Consider the following 17,445-nt stretch of genomic DNA (forward strand, 5'->3'; position numbering starts at 1 on the left):
TTTATATCTTTCATGTAGAGAAAAGGTCGACCTTAGAAGGTACGACCGATTTCAAATTGAATGTTCTTTGTCTCGTCGCCTTCTTTATCATTCAATGGATATGCATAGCTGAGAGACAATGGACCAATCATCGTAATCCAAGTAAAGCCTACACCCACGCTATAGCGCATGTTATCAAGCTCGAAACCGAAGTTGTCTTTACAGTATTGCTTTGCATCCACACCTGCATCAGTTTTACTTCCAGTCATATATAACTGACCAGATGGAACATCACACTGCGTATCAAATACTTGCGCGCCTTCAGCAAAGATAACTGGGCGAACCTGACGCGTCCAATCCCCTTTAAATGGCAAAGGCAAAGCCAATTCTGTACCAAATTGGATCAGTGCGTTACCACCTACTTCCTCATAGTCATTATCTTTAGATCTTGATTCACTATAAGTTACGCCTGGGTATTTCGGACCTAAGGTACTATTATCATAACCACGTACCGAACCAAAACCACCTGCATAGAAGTTTTTATAGAATGGTAAATCATTACCATAACCTAACTTACCATAGCCACGTAATACAAAGTCTTTCGCAAGCGGGAAGTACGCCTGAGCATCATAAGTCAGCTTTTGATATTCAACATCACTGCCTGGTAAAGCAATTTCACCATTAATACGATGCGACATACCCGATGTTGGGAACACTGGACGGTTTAAGGTGTTATATGACCAACCTAAGTTTAAGTTATAGGTTAAGAAGTCACCGGTAAACTCAGAACCATAAGGAGCAGATGTCTGACCATCTGGGCAAACATAAACGCCTTCCGAATCAGGAACTAAATCCACCATACAATAAGTCGATGTACTTTTTGTCTTACCGCCATGCGCCAGTAAGTAATCACGCACATAAGTCGATACATACGGACCTGTGGTTACTTCAGTTTGGTCGATGTTTAAACCCGCACTGATGCTTTGGTTTTCATCAATTGGATAACCAAAATTGATACCACCACCAAGACTATCCGTCACATAATTATTGACGTTATAGTCTTCATCCAACTTGGTTTTACGGTAGTACATGTTATAACCACGACGTACACCATCAATCGTAAAGTACGGATCCGTCACACTTAGGTTGTAATAGTCTTGCGTTTCTGAGCGGGATAAATCAATTGCAACCGAGTTACCTGTACCCATGAAATTGGTTTGACTTAAACCAGCTTGGAAGGTTACACCACCACTTTGTGAGAAACCAACTGCCAAGGTACTGGTACCCGAGTGCTGCTCTTCAACATTAATGTTTAAATCAACTTGGTCGGCTGTGTTCGGAACACGCGCCGGTTTGATATCTACAGTTTTAAAGAAACCTGTACGCTCTAAACGAACTTTCGATAAATCAATTTTCTCATTACTTGCTAGCGCACCTTCCATTTGGCGCATTTCACGACGTAATACTTCATCCGCAGTTTTCGTGTTGCCGGTAAAGTTAATACGACGCACAGTTACTTGCTGACCTGGATTCACATAATAATTTAAATCCACCAGATGAGTTTCTTTATCAATCTGAGGCACGACGTTTACTTCTGCATAGTAATAACCCGCATTACCGTATTTACGTAGAAGTAACTGCTTAACCGCATTCACTTTTTCTTGTGAATAGATATCGCCATCTTTATATATTTGTAAAGCTTTCAGTTCTGCTGGGGTGTATAAAGCATCGCCCAAAAATTTGGTTTCGCCAAATTTAAACTGTTCGCCTTCATCCACTGAAACTTCAACAAAAATATTTTTTTTATCTTCACTTAAATTTAAGCTTGAGTGATTGATATTAAAATTGATATAGCCTTTGTTTAAATAAAGTGCACGTAAAGACTCTAAGCTTGCAGCCATCTTTTCACGTGCATAACGGTCATTACGTGAAATAATGGATGTCCAACCACTCTCTTTTACCGCAAATGCTTGCTCAATTTCACTTTCTTTGAATACTGTATTACCAATAATATTGATATCTACAACTTTTGCAGCCTTACCTTCAACAAACTCAATAGTAAGGTCTACACGATTGTTCGGCTTCGCTGTTGTGACAACTTTGACATCAGCATCATAACGACCTTGCTGCATATACTGTTGTTCAAGCTCAGACTCAACCGTTTGTAGCGCTGATTTTTTCAGCACTTCACCTTCGGTAATCCCCATCTTCTTCAAGCCTTCTTCCAAGGCCTCTTTAGGAATGAGTTTATTACCTTTAAATTCAACTTTAGAAATCAGTGGGCGTTCGACAACTTTGAAAACCAGCGTATCACCCTGCTTTTCTGTTTTAATGTCATCAAACAAACCTGTTGCATATAAACTACGAATGGCATTGGCAAGTGCTGCATCGCTCACACGATCCCCACTATTCAACGGAATCATTCCATAGACATTTGCTGGCGTTAAACGAACAAGTCCATCAACCTTAATATCACGTACTATATAATCTTCTGCTGCATATACTTGTTGTACTGTTGCCATAGCACTAATGAGCGCCAAAGGCATAAATAAATGTGTGTGCTGCATGCCAGTTTTTTCCGATGTAAAATTTAATTCCGTATCTACGTTTTTTTACAAACGCATAAAATCATTGAATAGTGCCAAAAGCATCATACTTCCGAGCAATACCATACCAATTTTTAAACCAACCAATTGTATTTGTTCAGAAACAGGTTTACCACGTATTAGTTCTATAAAATAATAGACCAAATGTCCACCATCAAGCATAGGAATAGGCAATAAATTTAATATCCCTAAACTTACACTCATCAATGCCATAAATGAGATAAAAGTTTGCCAACCCATTTCCGCACTTTGTCCTGCGACTTTGGCAATCGTGATCGGTCCTGATAGGTTGTCTAGACCAATCAAACCGCGCACCATTTTCACAATCGAGTTCAAAATCATACTCGACAGTTGACCGGTTTTATCCACCGCCATCATGAAGGCTTCAGCAGAATTATATTGTATCGTTTGTTTATATTCTGTAGGAATACTGATTTTCCCAGGGTCACTTTGTACACCTAAGACACCAGAAACCTTGCCCATATTGTCACGCTTACCTTGCGGCATCACTTCAAGTTGTACTAATTGATTTTGACGAAGCACATCAATTTTTAACAATTTCTCAGGTGAGGCTTGAACCACTTGAACCACATCAAACCAATCATTCATCTTGATGCCATCAATCGCGACAATTTTGTCACCTTGCTGCATACCCTGACGAATGGCCGCACCATCTTCGCTCAACTTAGTCACGACCGCAGGAATTTTAGGTCGATAAGGCGTAAAACCCAGAACATCAAGCGGAGACTGTGTTTGATCTTTCAAAAATTTTTGAATAGGTAAACTAAACGTTTTAACTTGTCCCGCACGTTCGGCCTGAATTTGGATTGATCCCGTTTCACCCACACGATCGACCAAGGCAAAATTCAATTTTTCCCAAGTGGGTGTCGTTAAGCCATCAACAGCGGTAATTTTATCGCCCACTTGCATTTGAACTTGTGCCGCAGGGGTATTAGGTAGCACTTTACCCACACGTGTATTCAACTGCTCTTGTGCAGGCAAAAACAAAATCCAAAACAGAAAAATGGCAAATACCAAGTTAATCAATGGGCCAGCGGCAACAATTGCGATACGCTTCCAAGGTGACTGACGATTAAATGCTTTGGGTGCATCCTCTTCAGCAACATCACCTTCACGCTCATCCAGCATTTTGACATAACCACCCAAGGGCAATGCCGAAAGCTGATATTGAATACCTGACCTTTTAGAGGTCCACTTTAAAACCGTTGGTCCAAAACCAATGGAATAAACTAAAACTTTTACGCCCAATTTACGCGCAACAAAATAGTGCCCAAACTCATGTATTGCAATAAGTGGGCATAAAAGCAAAATTGCCGCAACAATCATAAACAAGGCGCTCATGCTTAAATTCCTATATTCACCACATATTGCTGAGCAACATGACGTGCGTTTTGATCGGCTTCTAAAATAACATCAAGTTGTGTTGCTGCTTGATGTGGGATGGTATTCAAAGTGTGTTCAACAATAGCAGGAATATCCATAAACCCCACCTGTTGATTTAAAAATGCAGCAACCGCAATTTCATTGGCTGCATTTAAAATCGCAGGGGCTGTACCCCCAGTTTTCATCGCTTGACGTGCCAAGCTTAATGCGGGGAATCGATGCGTATCAGGCGCTTGAAAATCCAACTGATGATTTTTAAATAAATCTAAAGCTGGAACATGGGTTTGAATACGCTCAGGCCATGCCAACGCATGTGCAATCGGCGTACACATATCAGGATTTCCCATTTGCGCCAATGTTGAACCATCCACATATTGCACCATGGAATGAATAATACTCTGCGGATGCACAACTACTGTAACAAAATGTTCTTCGATTGAAAAAAGATGACAAGCTTCAATTAGCTCTAACCCTTTGTTCATGAGGGTTGCTGAATCAACCGAGATTTTCTGTCCCATTGACCAATTAGGATGTTTACACGCCTGCGCAGGCGTTACATTTTGTAATTCATCAAAACTATGTTTTAGAAATGGCCCGCCGGATGCTGTCAGAAGAATACCAGAGACTCCGAGTTTCGGCTGTCCGTGACGCTCAGCTTGTAAATAGGTCTGCGGCAAGCATTGAAAGATTGCATTATGCTCAGAGTCCACAGGAAGTAAAAGAGCCTGATTATCATGAGCAGCCTGCATCATGATGTCACCCGACATCACTAGCGCTTCTTTATTTGCCAAAAGAACACGCTTTCCTGCTTTTACCGCTGCCAGCGTCGGCATTAAACCAGCCGCGCCAACAATCGCCGCCATTACCACATCTACTTCTGGATGCTCAGCAACTGCGATGAGGCCTGCCTCATCCGCCAAAACTTCAATGTTTTGCAAATTGGCTGCGACTAGAAGCTGGCGCAGTTCATCTACTTTAGCTTGAGGTACAACTGCAATTTTAGGTTGAAATTGCTGACAAATATCAACAAGTTCTTGCATCCGACTATGTGCCGTAACAGCAAACACAGAATAGCGTTGAGCATGTTGTTGCAATATTTTTAAGGTGCTCTGCCCAATTGAACCCGTCACACCCAAAATACAAACAGATTGAGACATTTACAAATCTACGCCAATAAGTTTTAACACATATACACCCGCAGCAAAGATAGGTGCAGCAGCCAGTAGCGAGTCAATACGATCCAGCACCCCACCATGCCCCGGCAAAATACGACCTGAGTCTTTAATTCCAGCACGACGTTTAATCATAGACTCAAACAAATCACCGAGTACCGAGCTAAAGACAGTCACTACAGATAAAATAAGAAATAATAAATGCTGCGCGTAAGTTAAGTCTAAATACAAGATTTCAACAGCAACCACGATGATCATGGCCGTAATCACACCACCATAGAGACCTTCCAACGATTTATTTGGACTCACTTCAGGTGCAAGTTTACGCTTACCCAGTTTACGCCCAACAAAATATGCCCCGCTGTCAGCACCCCAAACCAATAAAAACAGGTACATTAACCACCATGGAGACATCTTCCAGAGTGCAAAAATAGCGGTCACAGCTGAAGAGATCAGAACAATACCAACCACCTTAAGGGTTGAATTATACCAAGCATCATAATTCGGATAGGATTTAACCCAATATAGACTTAGCAACCAACATAAGATAGAGGCAGCCCAAAGTAGAAGTGCAATATCGTTAAAGTATAAAGCAAGTGTAGCAAGGCCAGCACTTAATAAACCAAAACCCCACGCTAGAGGTTTATTAACATTTTTTGTTGTACGGGGCATGAGCTTAAACCACTCATAGCCTGCAACCCCTGCCGCAATAATCATCAGCACAAACATTGGATAGTGTGACTGGGTTGCAAACATACAACTCAGTACAACGGCCACCAAAACCAATGCGGTTATAATCCGCTCTAACATTTATTAGTTCTCAATTTTATCTTGTAGAATTTGTTCCGTCGTTTTCCCGAAACGACGTTCACGCCCACCAAATACAGCCAAGGCGTCATCAAACTCTTCTACACTGAACTCTGGCCAAAGAGTTGGAGTGAAGTAAAGCTCTGCATAAGCTGCTTGCCACAACATAAAGTTCGATAAACGAAAATCCCCACCTGTACGAATCAATAGATCCACAGCGGGTAAATCACTCAAACTTACGTATTGGCCAAAAATATGTTCATCAATTTGCTCAGGATCTAACGCTTGAGATTGAACAGCAAGTGCAATCTGCTTAGCCGCATGCGCCATATCCCACATCCCACCGTAACTAATTGCGATGGTCAAAGTCATCTTGTCGAAATTAGCAGTGTCTTGTTCAGCATGCAACATTAAGTCACGCAATTGCGGAGATAATTTAGAACGATCACCAATAAAACGTAAGGACATTTGATATTGATGCATACGAGGCAGCTGTTCATGAATCGTGTCTTCCAACAGCTTCATGAGCAAATCAACTTCAGCTTGAGGGCGCTTCCAATTTTCACTCGAAAAAGCAAAAACGGTTAATGCTTGAATATTTCTTTTTCGACAATGCTCAACAATCGGGTCCAGGACATTTTTTCCTTCACGGTGACCATCGCCCTTTTGCATTGCATTTTTTTTGGCAAAACGATTGTTGCCATCCATGATGATGGCAACATGTTTTGGAAGAGTAAGCTTATCTTCTGAATCGGTCATTATACAAATTAGACCTTCAACAACTCAGCTTCTTTATTCGCAAGACGTTTGTCGATTTCAGCAACAAACTTATCTGTGATTTTTTGAATATCATCAGATGCACGACGTTCATCATCTTCAGAAATTTCTTTTTCTTTCAACAATGCTTTGATGTCGCCCAGTACATCACGGCGAATATTACGTACTGCAACTTTTGCATTTTCAGCTTCGTTACGCGCCACTTTTTGCATGTCACGGCGTGTTTCTTCCGTCAATGCAGCCATTGGAACACGGATCGCATCAGCCGTAATCGGGTTTAAACCCAAATCTGATTCACGGATGGCTTTATCAATTGCCGCAACCATGGTGCGCTCAAATGGCTGAATCAACAATGTACGCGAGTCTTCAACACCCACGTTTGCCACTTGGTTTAATGGCACATCTGAGCCATAGTAAGGAACCATTACCCCGTTTAAGATAGATGGATGCGCACGTCCTGTACGAACCTTGGCAAAACCGTGTTCTAACGAGTCAAGTGACTTATTCATACGGTCTTCTGCGTCTTTTTTAAGATCGTTAATCATGTGATCTTCCTTACTTAATTCGAAAAGATATAAATTCTAAAATAGCGTGTAGTATAAAGAGCTTTCGAGGTCACGTACATTAGTTCGTTACGTGAGTACCCTCTTTTTCACCCATAACCACTGAAAGCAATGAACCTGCTTTATTCATGTCAAAGACTTGAAGCGGCACATTGTGGTCACGACACAAGCAAATCGCTGTTAAATCCATCACACCCAATTTCTCATCTAACACTTGGTCAAAAGTTAAGGTGTCATATTTAACGGCATCATCGTATTTGCTTGGGTCTTTGTTGTAGACACCATCAACTTTCGTTGCTTTTAGGATAAGGTTGGCTTCAATCTCGATACCACGTAAGCATGCTGCTGTATCTGTGGTAAAGAACGGGTTACCTGTACCTGCGACAAACACACAAACTTCACCTTGTGTTAGATGACGAATGGCATCACGGCTTGAGTATGATTCAACCACAGCACCAATTGGCAATGCTGACATCAAACGAGTTTTGATATTACGGCGTACCAAAGCATCACGTAATGCCAAACCATTCATCACGGTTGCAAGCATACCCATTTGGTCACCGGTTACACGACCAACCAAACCATCTTTTTGTAATTGACTACCGCGATATAAATTACCACCACCCACAACGATCCCGACTTGCACACCCAAACCTACTAAGTGCGCAATAGCCAAAGACATTTGATCAAGTACTTGAGCGTCAATACCCATATCTTTATTTCCAGCCAATGCTTCGCCAGAAAGTTTCAGTAAGATGCGTTCAAAACGTGGTTTTTTAGAATCCAACATCGCAATAACTCCAATATCTAAATTTTAAAATTTTATTTGTGTCTTAATTTGATTTAATCGAAATCAATTGTGCATACAGATCATATTCATCTGCATCGGTAATTTCGACTTCCAACAAATCGCCTGATTTAATCTGGCTTTTATCAATATCTTCCACAAAGACATTGCCATCAATTTCAGGAGCATCTGCGTATGAACGTGCAATCGCAACTGGGAATTCTTCATCCAGCTCATCGACCAGCACCGTCATTTTCTGACCAACACGCTTTTGAAGTTTTGCAGCAGAAATCGCCTGTTGCACTTCCATAAAACGTTCATAACGCTGTTGCTTAATCTCTTCAGGCACATGATCTGGCAAATCGTTTGCTGTTGCACCTTCAACAGGTGAATAGGTAAAGCAGCCTACGCGATCAAGTTGTGCTTCTTTTAACCACTCAAGTAAGATTTCAAAATCTTCTTCAGTTTCGCCCGGAAAACCCACAACGAAGGTTGAACGAATCACCAAGTCAGGACATTTTTCACGCCACAGCTTTAAACGCTCAAGTGTATTTTCACTATGCGCAGGTCGTTTCATCAGTTTTAAAACTTTTGGACTTGCATGTTGGAATGGAATATCCAAATAAGGCAAAATTTTGCCTTGTGCCATCAAGTCAATCACTGCATCCACATGTGGATATGGATATACATAGTGCAAACGCACCCAAATACCCAGTTGACCTAAGGCCTCACACATGTCATAGAACTTCGTCTTAACAGGTTGACCATTCCAAAAGTCTAATTTGTATTTGGTATCGAGGCCGTAAGCAGAAGTATCTTGGGAGATAACGAGTACTTCTTTTACACCGGCACGTTTAAGCGCAGCCGCTTCTTCTAAAACAGAACCGACTGGGCGAGACACTAAGTCACCACGCATACTTGGAATAATGCAGAAGGTACAACGATGGTTGCACCCTTCTGAGATTTTTAAGTACGCATAATGCTTCGGCGTTAAACGAATCCCTTGTTCTGGAACAAGGTCAATAAATGGGTTGTGTTTTGGTGGCTCAGGCACGTATTGGTGCACGGCTTCCATCACTTCTTGATATGCAGCCGCCCCTGTCACTTTTAAGACATTTGGGTGCATTTGGCGAATTTTGTCTTCGTCTTTACCTAGGCAGCCCGTAACGATTACACGACCGTTCGCACTCATGGCTTCGCCAATGGCATCTAAAGACTCTTGCACTGCAGATTCAATAAAACCACAGGTATTTACAACAACTAAATCCGCACCATCATAATCTGATGCTACATCATAACCTTCAGTCTTCAACTGAGTTAAAATTCGTTCGGAATCAACCAATGCCTTAGGACAACCTAAAGAAACAAAACCGACTTTGGGGGATTTCATGAATCTGCGCTCCACTAGAATGCGCGTATTGTATGTCTTTTCTGTTTATAAAAACAGATCGATTCCACACTCTTTGTTTAATGCACCAAAATAAAACCAACACTGTAGTAGAATTAACATAACGCACCATTTTAAGTCGCTTTCGGTTTACTTGATTTTTAGAATCCGCTATATCTTTAGCTAATCGTTCAATTACAGCGCATTCCGCAAAAAAAGTGTGCTCATTTCACTACACAAAATCAAAGTTGGCGTGCATTTTGCTTCATTTGCATCAATTCAGTCCGCTATTTGGAACGATTAATGCTTTATCAAGATGCCATTGCGCTATTTTAATACAGGATACATTCGCTAATGGATCACCCTATTTCTATCGACTATCGCCTTTTAGTGGACAATTTGACCACTGCGATTCTATTGGTCGACAGTAAATTAAATATTTTTTACTTAAATTCCTCTTGCGAAGCATTATTTGATATCAGTCTTTTACGTGCCTCTGGCCAACCTGCGCTTAATTTACTCCATGCACCCAATGATGAGTTCAATACAGAAGAAGCACTTCTCAATACTTTAAACTCGGGACAACACTACACCCGTCGTGAAGCCATTATAAAGGTCAACTTTAAAGATATTCATGTTGACTATACCGTGTCACAGCTAAATTCAAATAAACCCTATCATCCTTTGCTTTTAATTGAGATCAATCCGATTGATCGGATGCTCAAAATTTCTAAGGAAGAAAATTTTTTACAACAACATCAGGTCGCACGCCAACTCATTCGCGGTGTTGCACATGAAATTAAAAATCCGTTGGGCGGGATTCGCGGCGCTACACAACTGTTAGCGCGTAGCCTCAATGATCCGCAATATAGCGAGTTCACCGACATTATTATTAGTGAAGTTGATCGCTTACGTAATTTAGCAGACACCATGCTTGGTTCTCGTCAGCTCCCAAGCTATGAATTGGTCAATGTACATGAGCCTTTAGAGCGTGTTCGCTCACTCATAACCAACCAAACCAAAAAGAAAATTAAGATCACCCGTGATTATGATTTGTCATTACCTGAAGTGATGGCTGATCGTGATCAACTGATACAAGTCATGTTGAACATTAGCGTCAATGCAGTGCAAGCTATGACTGAAAATAAAGAGTTCTTTGTCGACCATCAACCTGAACTAATGTTACGTACCCGTATTCAACGTTTAGTGACCATCAATGGTGTACTGCAACGCTCCGTAGTACGGATTGATATCGAAGACAATGGTCCAGGCGTTCCAGAAGAAATTTTAGAATCCGTATTTTACCCACTGGTCACGGGTCGTGCTAAAGGCACAGGACTGGGTTTAAGTATTGCGCAAAATATTATGCATCAACATAACGGAATGATTGAATGCCAATCTGTTCCCGGAAAAACTACTTTTAGCTTATATATACCTTGGGAGTTAAACCATGTCGCGAAATAAAATATGGGTAATTGATGACGATCGCGCCATGCGCTGGGTGCTGGAAAAAACGTTCAAAGAAGAAGGTTTTGACGTCACAAGTTTTGAAGAAGCTCAATCCGCCCTAGACCAGCTCAGTTTAGATGCACCCGATGTGATTTTGACTGATATTCGCATGCCCGGCATCGATGGATTAACTTTTTTAGCGAAAGTCAAAGCCAACTACCCTGACCTACCTGTCATTATTATGACGGCCCACTCCGACTTAGAGTCTGCTGTTTCAAGTTATCAAACAGGTGCATTTGAGTATTTACCTAAACCTTTTGACATTGATGAAGCCTTAGCTTTAGTAAATCGTGCGATTTTGCACATTACCAAAATGCAGCAGCAAGAATCGGCAAAAACGGTACCACCGATTCAATCAACCGAAATCATTGGCGAGTCTCCTGCTATGCAGGAAGTTTTCCGTGCGATTGGTCGTTTGTCTCAATCGCACATTACAGTGTTAATTAATGGTGAATCTGGTACAGGTAAAGAGTTGGTTGCACATGCGCTACACCGCCACTCACCACGGAGCAGCAAACCTTTTATTGCGCTCAACATGGCCGCGATTCCAAAAGACCTGATTGAAACAGAGCTTTTTGGTCATGAGAAAGGTGCCTTTACAGGGGCAAATACGCAGCGCCAAGGTCGCTTTGAACAAGCCAATGGCGGAACACTGTTTTTAGATGAAATTGGCGATATGCCGTTTGAAACACAAACACGTTTACTGCGTGTGCTGGCTGATGGCGAGTTCTATCGCGTCGGCGGGCATATCCCGGTAAAAGTGGATGTACGCATTGTCGCAGCAACGCACCAAGACTTAGAAAAATTGGTACATGATGGTCGCTTCCGTGAAGACTTATATCACCGTCTGAACGTGATTCGTATTCACATCCCAAAACTGGCGCATCGTAGCGAAGACATCCCGATGTTGGCGCAGCACTTCTTAGCACGCGCAGGCAAAGAATTAGGTGTAAGCCCTAAAATCCTTCGCCCTGAAACGCAAGAATATATGCAACAGTTACCTTGGCAAGGAAACGTACGTCAACTCGAGAATACCTGCCGCTGGTTAACAGTCATGATTACAGGGCGTGAAGTTTATCCTGAAGACCTTCCGTCAGAACTGAAGCAAATTCCAATTACCCGTTCAGGTGAAGATGCACAGGCCGCGCATAACTTAGATCGCATTGCGGTGCATCATTGGGACGAGTTATTGGGTCAATGGGCTGTGCAAAAGCTGAAAAACGGCGAGATGAAAATTCTCGATATCGCCACCCCAATGTTCGAACGCACATTGATCATTGCTGCGCTGCAACAAACCCGTGGCCGTAAACGGCATGCGGCTGAGTTGCTCGGTTGGGGGCGCAACACCCTTACGCGTAAACTCAAAGAACTGGGTATGGATACCGCAGACGATGAAAGTGAAGAAGAAGTTTTAGAAAACTAAAGCAGATTCTACGTGATAGCCAACTCAAATTAAAAGCGCCGCAATGGCGCTTTTATTTATTAAGCCTTAAAGCCTAAATAGCGTGAATAGCCTTCAACACCAAGTGGTGCTTTTAACATGATAAAATTTTGGTAACTGGCTTGAGTTAACTCCTCAAACATAATGACTTGATCATCATGTGCATGGAGATCATCAACACTGCGCTGCATGGTCGCTTCAAATTCATCTGTGATATATTCAAAGCCAATATCCATCGCAATAAATAAGGTATGTTCACAAGGCTGAACGTATTGTTCCTGTGACCAATCAATTACCTGTTGTTGGCAGTGCGGACACGCTACAGGATCTGTCGCTTCGCAGTCTAGTGGGATCAATTGATAAGTCATAATTTAGTTTTTAAACAAAGATGCTGCGAAGTTTAGCATAGGATAAAGTACCTAGAATAATCATGTCGACTTTAGAAAAAGCCATTGCACTGGCTGCAACCCACCATGCAGGGCAACTCGATAAGGGCGGACAACCTTACATCTTGCATCCACTGCGTCTCATGTTGCAATTTTCCAATCCCACCCTACAAATCATTGCTATGTTGCATGACATTTTGGAAGACACCTCAACGACTGCTGAAGACTTAGAAGCGCTTGGCTTTAGTGCCGAGATCATTCAAGCCATACAAGCACTGACCAAACAAACAGGTGAATCACGTTTGGAAGCGGCCAAGCGCACTGCATTAAACCCTCTTGCAACCCAAGTAAAATATGTCGATGTACTCGACAATATGAACCTTACGCGCATCAACAACCCAACAGCACGTGACTTTGCACGGTTTGAAGAATATAAAGTAGTGCTTGAAATACTTAAACAAGCTAAAAAATCAGTGAAACCCTTTGAATAACTGAGTATTTTCAATTGAATCTCTACAATTTCAAAATTGACAAACTGCAACGATCACTTTTTAATTAAGCCTATCGTTGCACAAATGGACATCGTGAATGTTAAGCGATTTAGATGATTTTTATTGTTTTGCTCAAGTGGTTGAACATGGTGGTTTTAGCGCAGCCGAACGCGCAACAGATATTCCCAAATCCAAACTCAGTCGACGCGTGTACAACCTCGAAGAGCGCTTAGGTGTACGCCTAATTCAACGCAGCTCTCGCCATTTCGCAGTGACCGATATTGGCATGAACATTTACCGTCATGCGCAAGTGATGATGAATGCTGCACAAGCCGCACACGATTTGGTCGATCATCTCAGTTTACAACCGCGTGGTGTCATTAAACTCAGCTTGCCTGTATCGATTGCGCAAAACGAAATTGCGCGTATTTTACCGAGTTTCTTAAAAACCTATCCCGAAATTAAAGTACAAATGATGGTGACCAATCGCCGTGTGGATATTATTAACGAAGGTTTTGATATCGCACTGCGGGTTCGCTCCAATCTAGACGATGATCCAAGTTTGGTAATTCGTAAATTTGAAAATATCGAGCAGCATTTATTTGCCAGCCAAGCCTACTTGAATGAATTTGGTGAACTAAAACAACCTGAAGATTTAAGCCAACATCATATACTGAGTATGGTTGATGAGCATTTAGATCAACATATCATCGTGCATAATGATGCGCAGCAACAAAAGAAAATACGCGTCAATCCTGTAGTGATGGGCTCTGATTTGAGTATGTTGGCTCAACTGGTCCGCAAAAACTGCGGCATTGCCTTACTTCCAGACAGCATTGTACAAGATATGGTGAAAAGTGGTGAACTGGTTCGTGTACTGCCCGACTGGAAAGCACCACACGGTATTTTTCATGCGGTGTATCCTTCACGTCGTGGTTTATTGCCTGCTGTCCGTGTGTTTATTGATTATTTAATTGAACATCTTAGCTCAAATAAAGCACTTTAAACCCCACACATGCTCAATCACATTGAGTAAATCTATCAGACAAAAAAAAGAGCTTAACCGAGGTGGATAAGCTCATAAACTTTCAAAATAAGAAACTACAGCGAGTATCTTAGAATCAATTTTAGTGACAAAATGAAGTCTAGACCAATAGCTTACACGTATAAGTTTTAATCAAAAAATATATAAAATGCGACAAATAAAGGGTTTCAGAAATATCAGTTATTGCTTTTAAGACTTAATTTAGCTTTTAGGTCTCAAAGCTAGACCAAAGTCTAAAATTTAACCACAGACAAAACATCAACTTAAATTTCTGGATAAGTGCCCGTGCCTTCAGGCCAAGGTGATAGTAATTCAAAACCTGTTTCAGTCACGAGTACCATATGCTCCCACTGCGCAGTTAAAGACTTATCTGCAGTTACGACTGTCCAACCATCCTTAAGTTCTTTGACATGCGCTTTGCCCATATTAATCATCGGCTCAATCGTAAACACCATGCCCGCTTTAAGCTGCATCCCCTTACCTGGTTGACCATAGTGCAATACGCTTGGCTGTTCGTGATAAACCTTGCCGATACCATGACCACAATACTCGCGTACCACACTATAACCTTCACGGTGCGCAACTGTTTGAATGGCATAACCAATATCACCAAGCGTTGCACCTTGCTTCACAGCATGAATGCCTGCAACCATCGCCTCATAAGTCGTATCAACTAGCTTTTTAGCTTCTGGTTTCACTGTACCCACGTAGTACATACGACTGGTATCACCAAAGTAGCCATCTTTAATAATCGCCACATCAATATTAATAATATCGCCATCTTTGAGTACAACATTCGGCGATGGAATACCGTGACAGACCACTTCATTTGGAGAAATACAGGTGGTTTTGGTATAGCCATGATAACCAATATTGGCAGGCGTCACTTTTAAGGTATTTACAATGAAGTCATGACAAATATCATCTAGATATTCAGTCGTGACACCCGGCTTTACATGCTCACCAATCATCGCTAAAACTTCGGCAGCCAAACGACCAGATATACGAAGTTTTTCTACATCTTGTTCAGTTTTTATGCTCACATTTAAGCCACGCATTGAAATATCCTCAATTATGAAGTCGCAAGTATAGACCTTTTCTCAATATTTTTGTTCAAACTTAAATCTTAAGGTAGCCTCCAACAGCCAGCCTTTAAAAAATTTGTGTAATTTTAAAGCATTTGCACTACAACTTTTAATTTAGAAAAAACAGTAACTCAAGCTTTTCATATTTATAATTTTTATATTTTAAAATGGATAATCAATTACATATATCAACCTATTTTTTACAAGTTGATATATTCACTTTTCATCTTATAAAAAAATTTAATACTACCCATGAAATAAATTAGCCAAAAAAACACATATGCACTAAAATCGTCCCCTTTGTTCAACTCGATCTCCCTTTTATGACAAGTCTGCGTACTCGGGATATTGTTGCTTTGGGTTTTATGACTTTCGCACTCTTCATTGGTGCGGGCAACATTATCTTTCCACCGATTGTGGCTCAACAAGCGGGTGAGCATGTTTGGCTAGCAGCTTTTGGTTTCTTAATCACTGCTGTAGGCTTACCTGTAATCACCATTATTGCGCTGTCACGTGTCGAAGGTTCGATTCAAATTTTAAGTTCACCTTTGGGTAAAATAGCCAGCCTCATTTTAACCATTACGTGTTACCTAACTGTCGGGCCACTCTTTGCGACACCACGTACTGCAACCGTTTCTTATGAAATTGGTTTTTCATCTTATCTTGGAACATCAAGCAGCAGCTTGCTTATCTACAGTGCAATCTACTTTAGTGTAGTCACCCTCATTTCACTGTATCCAAACAAGATTTTAGACACGGTTGGCTATGTACTCTCGCCACTAAAGATTTTATCTTTGGCCATCCTTGGCATTGCGGCGATGATGATTCCAACTGGTTTTGTTCCGCCAGCCATCAATAATTATGTCGACAGCCCTGTTTCTGAAGGTTTTGTAAATGGTTACTTGACCATGGACACTTTAGGTGCTTTGGTTTTTGGTATTGTAATTATTCAAGCAATTCGTTCACGCGGTGTCAGCAACCCTAAACTGATTACACGTTATGCGGTTATTGCAAGTATCATTTCTGGTATTGGTTTAACTGTAGTTTACCTCAGCTTATTTAAACTTGGCCTTGGAAGCCATGAAGTCGCAGCAAATGCGAGCAATGGCGCAGTGATCCTGCATGCATATGTTCAACATGCATTTGGTGACTTAGGTTCTATCTTCCTTTCTGCCATGATTTTTATTGCGTGTATGGTCACTGCGATTGGCCTGACCTGTGCTTGTGCTGAATATTTCAGTTCGATCACTAAAATTGGCTATAAAGTTTGGGTTTTCATTCTGATTGGTTTCTCTTTCATTATTTCAAACTTAGGTTTAACCAAACTCATCGCCTTTTCTGTGCCTGTTTTAAGTGCAATTTATCCACCTGCAATTGTGGTGATTATGCTGAGCTTTGGCTGGAAATTCTTTAATCATCCTCGCCGAGTGATTGCACCTGTTACAGCAGTGTCTTTGGTCTTTGGTCTTCTAGACGGTTTAAAAGTTGCAAACTTTGAACTGCCTTATGCGCTGACTCACTTACCTCTTTCAGAACAAAACCTTGCATGGCTTATCCCATCATTGGTGGTTTTTGTAATTGCCGTTGTAATCGACAAAGTGAAAAAGTAAGCAAAAACTGATGTTGTTAAAGTCTGGTTTTACCCAAACCTGATTTTAAGCATGATCAATATTTGTCACATTTTATCCAAATGGACACATATTGTTTCATTTCTTTCTACATCAGTTTTTGTACATACTGACACATTTCATATACACCGCTAAAGTCGTATATCAACACCTTCATATCTCTTATAAATTTAATATTAGAAAATAAAAAATTCTTTAAAGCCTGTCCTAGCAAGCCATTCATGGCATCAATATTGCTTTATACATACTATGTATAAGCTTACATGCATCATTTATTTGTCATCTTATACAGTAACGAAATACTATTTATTCACTAAAAAAATGCTACATACATATTTTCTAATGGGTATAGCATAATTTCTCTGAAAAATAGTTGTT

15 protein-coding genes are annotated in these 17,445 nt (G+C 41.1%); 5 read left to right on the top strand and 10 right to left on the bottom strand.

From position 1 onward, the window contains the following. Positions 1 to 32 precede the first annotated feature (32 nt). From bamA to rimO, 8 genes are all read right to left on the bottom strand, one after another. Positions 33 to 2,546 carry an outer membrane protein assembly factor BamA gene (bamA, locus tag RR876_RS05580; protein WP_087012351.1) on the bottom strand — a complete coding sequence of 838 codons (2,514 nt, stop codon included), beginning with the start codon at positions 2,544 to 2,546 and terminating at the stop codon, positions 33 to 35. A 45-nt stretch (positions 2,547 to 2,591) separates the two neighbouring features. Next, positions 2,592 to 3,947, bottom strand: coding sequence for an RIP metalloprotease RseP (gene rseP / locus RR876_RS05585; protein ID WP_332476762.1), 1,356 nt, complete (start codon positions 3,945 to 3,947; stop codon positions 2,592 to 2,594). A gap of 2 nt (positions 3,948 to 3,949) precedes the next feature. After that, positions 3,950 to 5,146: a 1-deoxy-D-xylulose-5-phosphate reductoisomerase gene (gene ispC, locus RR876_RS05590; protein ID WP_332476763.1), complete on the bottom strand. Its 1,197-nt coding sequence runs from the start codon at positions 5,144 to 5,146 to the stop codon at positions 3,950 to 3,952. Further along, the gene (locus RR876_RS05595) at positions 5,147 to 5,971 is read right to left on the bottom strand and encodes a CDP-archaeol synthase (protein ID WP_004981939.1); all 825 of its coding nucleotides are present in this window, start codon (positions 5,969 to 5,971) and stop codon (positions 5,147 to 5,149) included. It lies immediately after the preceding gene. 3 nt (positions 5,972 to 5,974) lie between these two features. Continuing rightward, positions 5,975 to 6,727 (bottom strand): polyprenyl diphosphate synthase, encoded by a 753-nt coding sequence (gene uppS, locus RR876_RS05600; protein WP_004696563.1) that lies wholly within the window; start codon positions 6,725 to 6,727, stop codon positions 5,975 to 5,977. 8 nt (positions 6,728 to 6,735) lie between these two features. Beyond that, positions 6,736 to 7,290 (bottom strand): ribosome recycling factor, encoded by a 555-nt coding sequence (gene frr, locus RR876_RS05605; protein ID WP_004981941.1) that lies wholly within the window; start codon positions 7,288 to 7,290, stop codon positions 6,736 to 6,738. Positions 7,291 to 7,369: 79 nt separating this feature from the next. Continuing rightward, on the bottom strand, positions 7,370 to 8,098 hold the full coding sequence (gene pyrH, locus RR876_RS05610) for a UMP kinase (RefSeq protein ID WP_004696558.1): 729 nt from the start codon (positions 8,096 to 8,098) through the stop codon (positions 7,370 to 7,372). Between the two features lie 43 nt (positions 8,099 to 8,141). Further along, positions 8,142 to 9,485 carry a 30S ribosomal protein S12 methylthiotransferase RimO gene (rimO, locus tag RR876_RS05615; RefSeq protein WP_004696556.1) on the bottom strand — a complete coding sequence of 448 codons (1,344 nt, stop codon included), beginning with the start codon at positions 9,483 to 9,485 and terminating at the stop codon, positions 8,142 to 8,144. A 351-nt stretch (positions 9,486 to 9,836) separates the two neighbouring features. Between rimO and glnL the strand changes: the two genes are divergently transcribed. Further along, complete coding sequence (gene glnL, locus RR876_RS05620; RefSeq protein WP_004696555.1) at positions 9,837 to 10,946, top strand: nitrogen regulation protein NR(II); 1,110 nt, start codon at positions 9,837 to 9,839, stop codon at positions 10,944 to 10,946. Then, positions 10,933 to 12,414: a nitrogen regulation protein NR(I) gene (glnG, locus tag RR876_RS05625; RefSeq protein ID WP_126037009.1), complete on the top strand. Its 1,482-nt coding sequence runs from the start codon at positions 10,933 to 10,935 to the stop codon at positions 12,412 to 12,414. The genes glnL and glnG overlap by 14 nt, the downstream gene beginning before the upstream one ends. 59 nt (positions 12,415 to 12,473) lie before the next feature. Here glnG and RR876_RS05630 read toward each other — a convergent pair whose 3' ends face one another. Beyond that, positions 12,474 to 12,800, bottom strand: a complete 327-nt coding sequence (locus RR876_RS05630) for a hypothetical protein (RefSeq protein WP_332476764.1) — start codon at positions 12,798 to 12,800, stop codon at positions 12,474 to 12,476. 62 nt (positions 12,801 to 12,862) lie between these two features. Here RR876_RS05630 and RR876_RS05635 point away from each other — a divergent pair, with 62 nt between their 5' ends. Then, a complete protein-coding gene (locus RR876_RS05635; protein ID WP_332476765.1) occupies positions 12,863 to 13,309 on the top strand; it encodes a phosphohydrolase in 447 nt (148 codons plus the stop codon). A gap of 97 nt (positions 13,310 to 13,406) precedes the next feature. After that, a complete protein-coding gene (locus RR876_RS05640) occupies positions 13,407 to 14,315 on the top strand; it encodes a LysR family transcriptional regulator (protein ID WP_332476766.1) in 909 nt (302 codons plus the stop codon). A gap of 302 nt (positions 14,316 to 14,617) precedes the next feature. On the opposite strand, the gene map is transcribed toward RR876_RS05640, so the two are convergent. Continuing rightward, positions 14,618 to 15,412 carry a type I methionyl aminopeptidase gene (map, locus tag RR876_RS05645; protein ID WP_114837234.1) on the bottom strand — a complete coding sequence of 265 codons (795 nt, stop codon included), beginning with the start codon at positions 15,410 to 15,412 and terminating at the stop codon, positions 14,618 to 14,620. Between the two features lie 350 nt (positions 15,413 to 15,762). On the opposite strand from map, the gene brnQ reads away from it, so the two are divergent. Continuing rightward, positions 15,763 to 17,049, top strand: a complete 1,287-nt coding sequence (gene brnQ, locus RR876_RS05650; RefSeq protein WP_332476767.1) for a branched-chain amino acid transport system II carrier protein — start codon at positions 15,763 to 15,765, stop codon at positions 17,047 to 17,049. The last annotated feature ends 396 nt before the right edge of the window (positions 17,050 to 17,445 follow it).

The organism is Acinetobacter sp., assembly GCF_036666595.1.
GTDB lineage: Bacteria > Pseudomonadota > Gammaproteobacteria > Pseudomonadales > Moraxellaceae > Acinetobacter.

What these genes read in the sequence shown, in the direction of transcription:
- bamA (WP_087012351.1), bottom strand. Translation starts at nt 2,546, where the DNA reads ATGCAGCACACACATTTATTTATGCCTTTGGCGCTCATTAGTGCTATG.
- rseP (WP_332476762.1), bottom strand. Translation starts at nt 3,947, where the DNA reads ATGAGCGCCTTGTTTATGATTGTTGCGGCAATTTTGCTTTTATGCCCA.
- ispC (WP_332476763.1), bottom strand. Translation starts at nt 5,146, where the DNA reads ATGTCTCAATCTGTTTGTATTTTGGGTGTGACGGGTTCAATTGGGCAG.
- RR876_RS05595 (WP_004981939.1), bottom strand. Translation starts at nt 5,971, where the DNA reads ATGTTAGAGCGGATTATAACCGCATTGGTTTTGGTGGCCGTTGTACTG.
- uppS (WP_004696563.1), bottom strand. Translation starts at nt 6,727, where the DNA reads ATGACCGATTCAGAAGATAAGCTTACTCTTCCAAAACATGTTGCCATC.
- frr (WP_004981941.1), bottom strand. Translation starts at nt 7,290, where the DNA reads ATGATTAACGATCTTAAAAAAGACGCAGAAGACCGTATGAATAAGTCA.
- pyrH (WP_004696558.1), bottom strand. Translation starts at nt 8,098, where the DNA reads ATGTTGGATTCTAAAAAACCACGTTTTGAACGCATCTTACTGAAACTT.
- rimO (WP_004696556.1), bottom strand. Translation starts at nt 9,485, where the DNA reads ATGAAATCCCCCAAAGTCGGTTTTGTTTCTTTAGGTTGTCCTAAGGCA.
- glnL (WP_004696555.1), top strand. Translation starts at nt 9,837, where the DNA reads ATGGATCACCCTATTTCTATCGACTATCGCCTTTTAGTGGACAATTTG.
- glnG (WP_126037009.1), top strand. Translation starts at nt 10,933, where the DNA reads ATGTCGCGAAATAAAATATGGGTAATTGATGACGATCGCGCCATGCGC.
- RR876_RS05630 (WP_332476764.1), bottom strand. Translation starts at nt 12,800, where the DNA reads ATGACTTATCAATTGATCCCACTAGACTGCGAAGCGACAGATCCTGTA.
- RR876_RS05635 (WP_332476765.1), top strand. Translation starts at nt 12,863, where the DNA reads ATGTCGACTTTAGAAAAAGCCATTGCACTGGCTGCAACCCACCATGCA.
- RR876_RS05640 (WP_332476766.1), top strand. Translation starts at nt 13,407, where the DNA reads ATGTTAAGCGATTTAGATGATTTTTATTGTTTTGCTCAAGTGGTTGAA.
- map (WP_114837234.1), bottom strand. Translation starts at nt 15,412, where the DNA reads ATGCGTGGCTTAAATGTGAGCATAAAAACTGAACAAGATGTAGAAAAA.
- brnQ (WP_332476767.1), top strand. Translation starts at nt 15,763, where the DNA reads ATGACAAGTCTGCGTACTCGGGATATTGTTGCTTTGGGTTTTATGACT.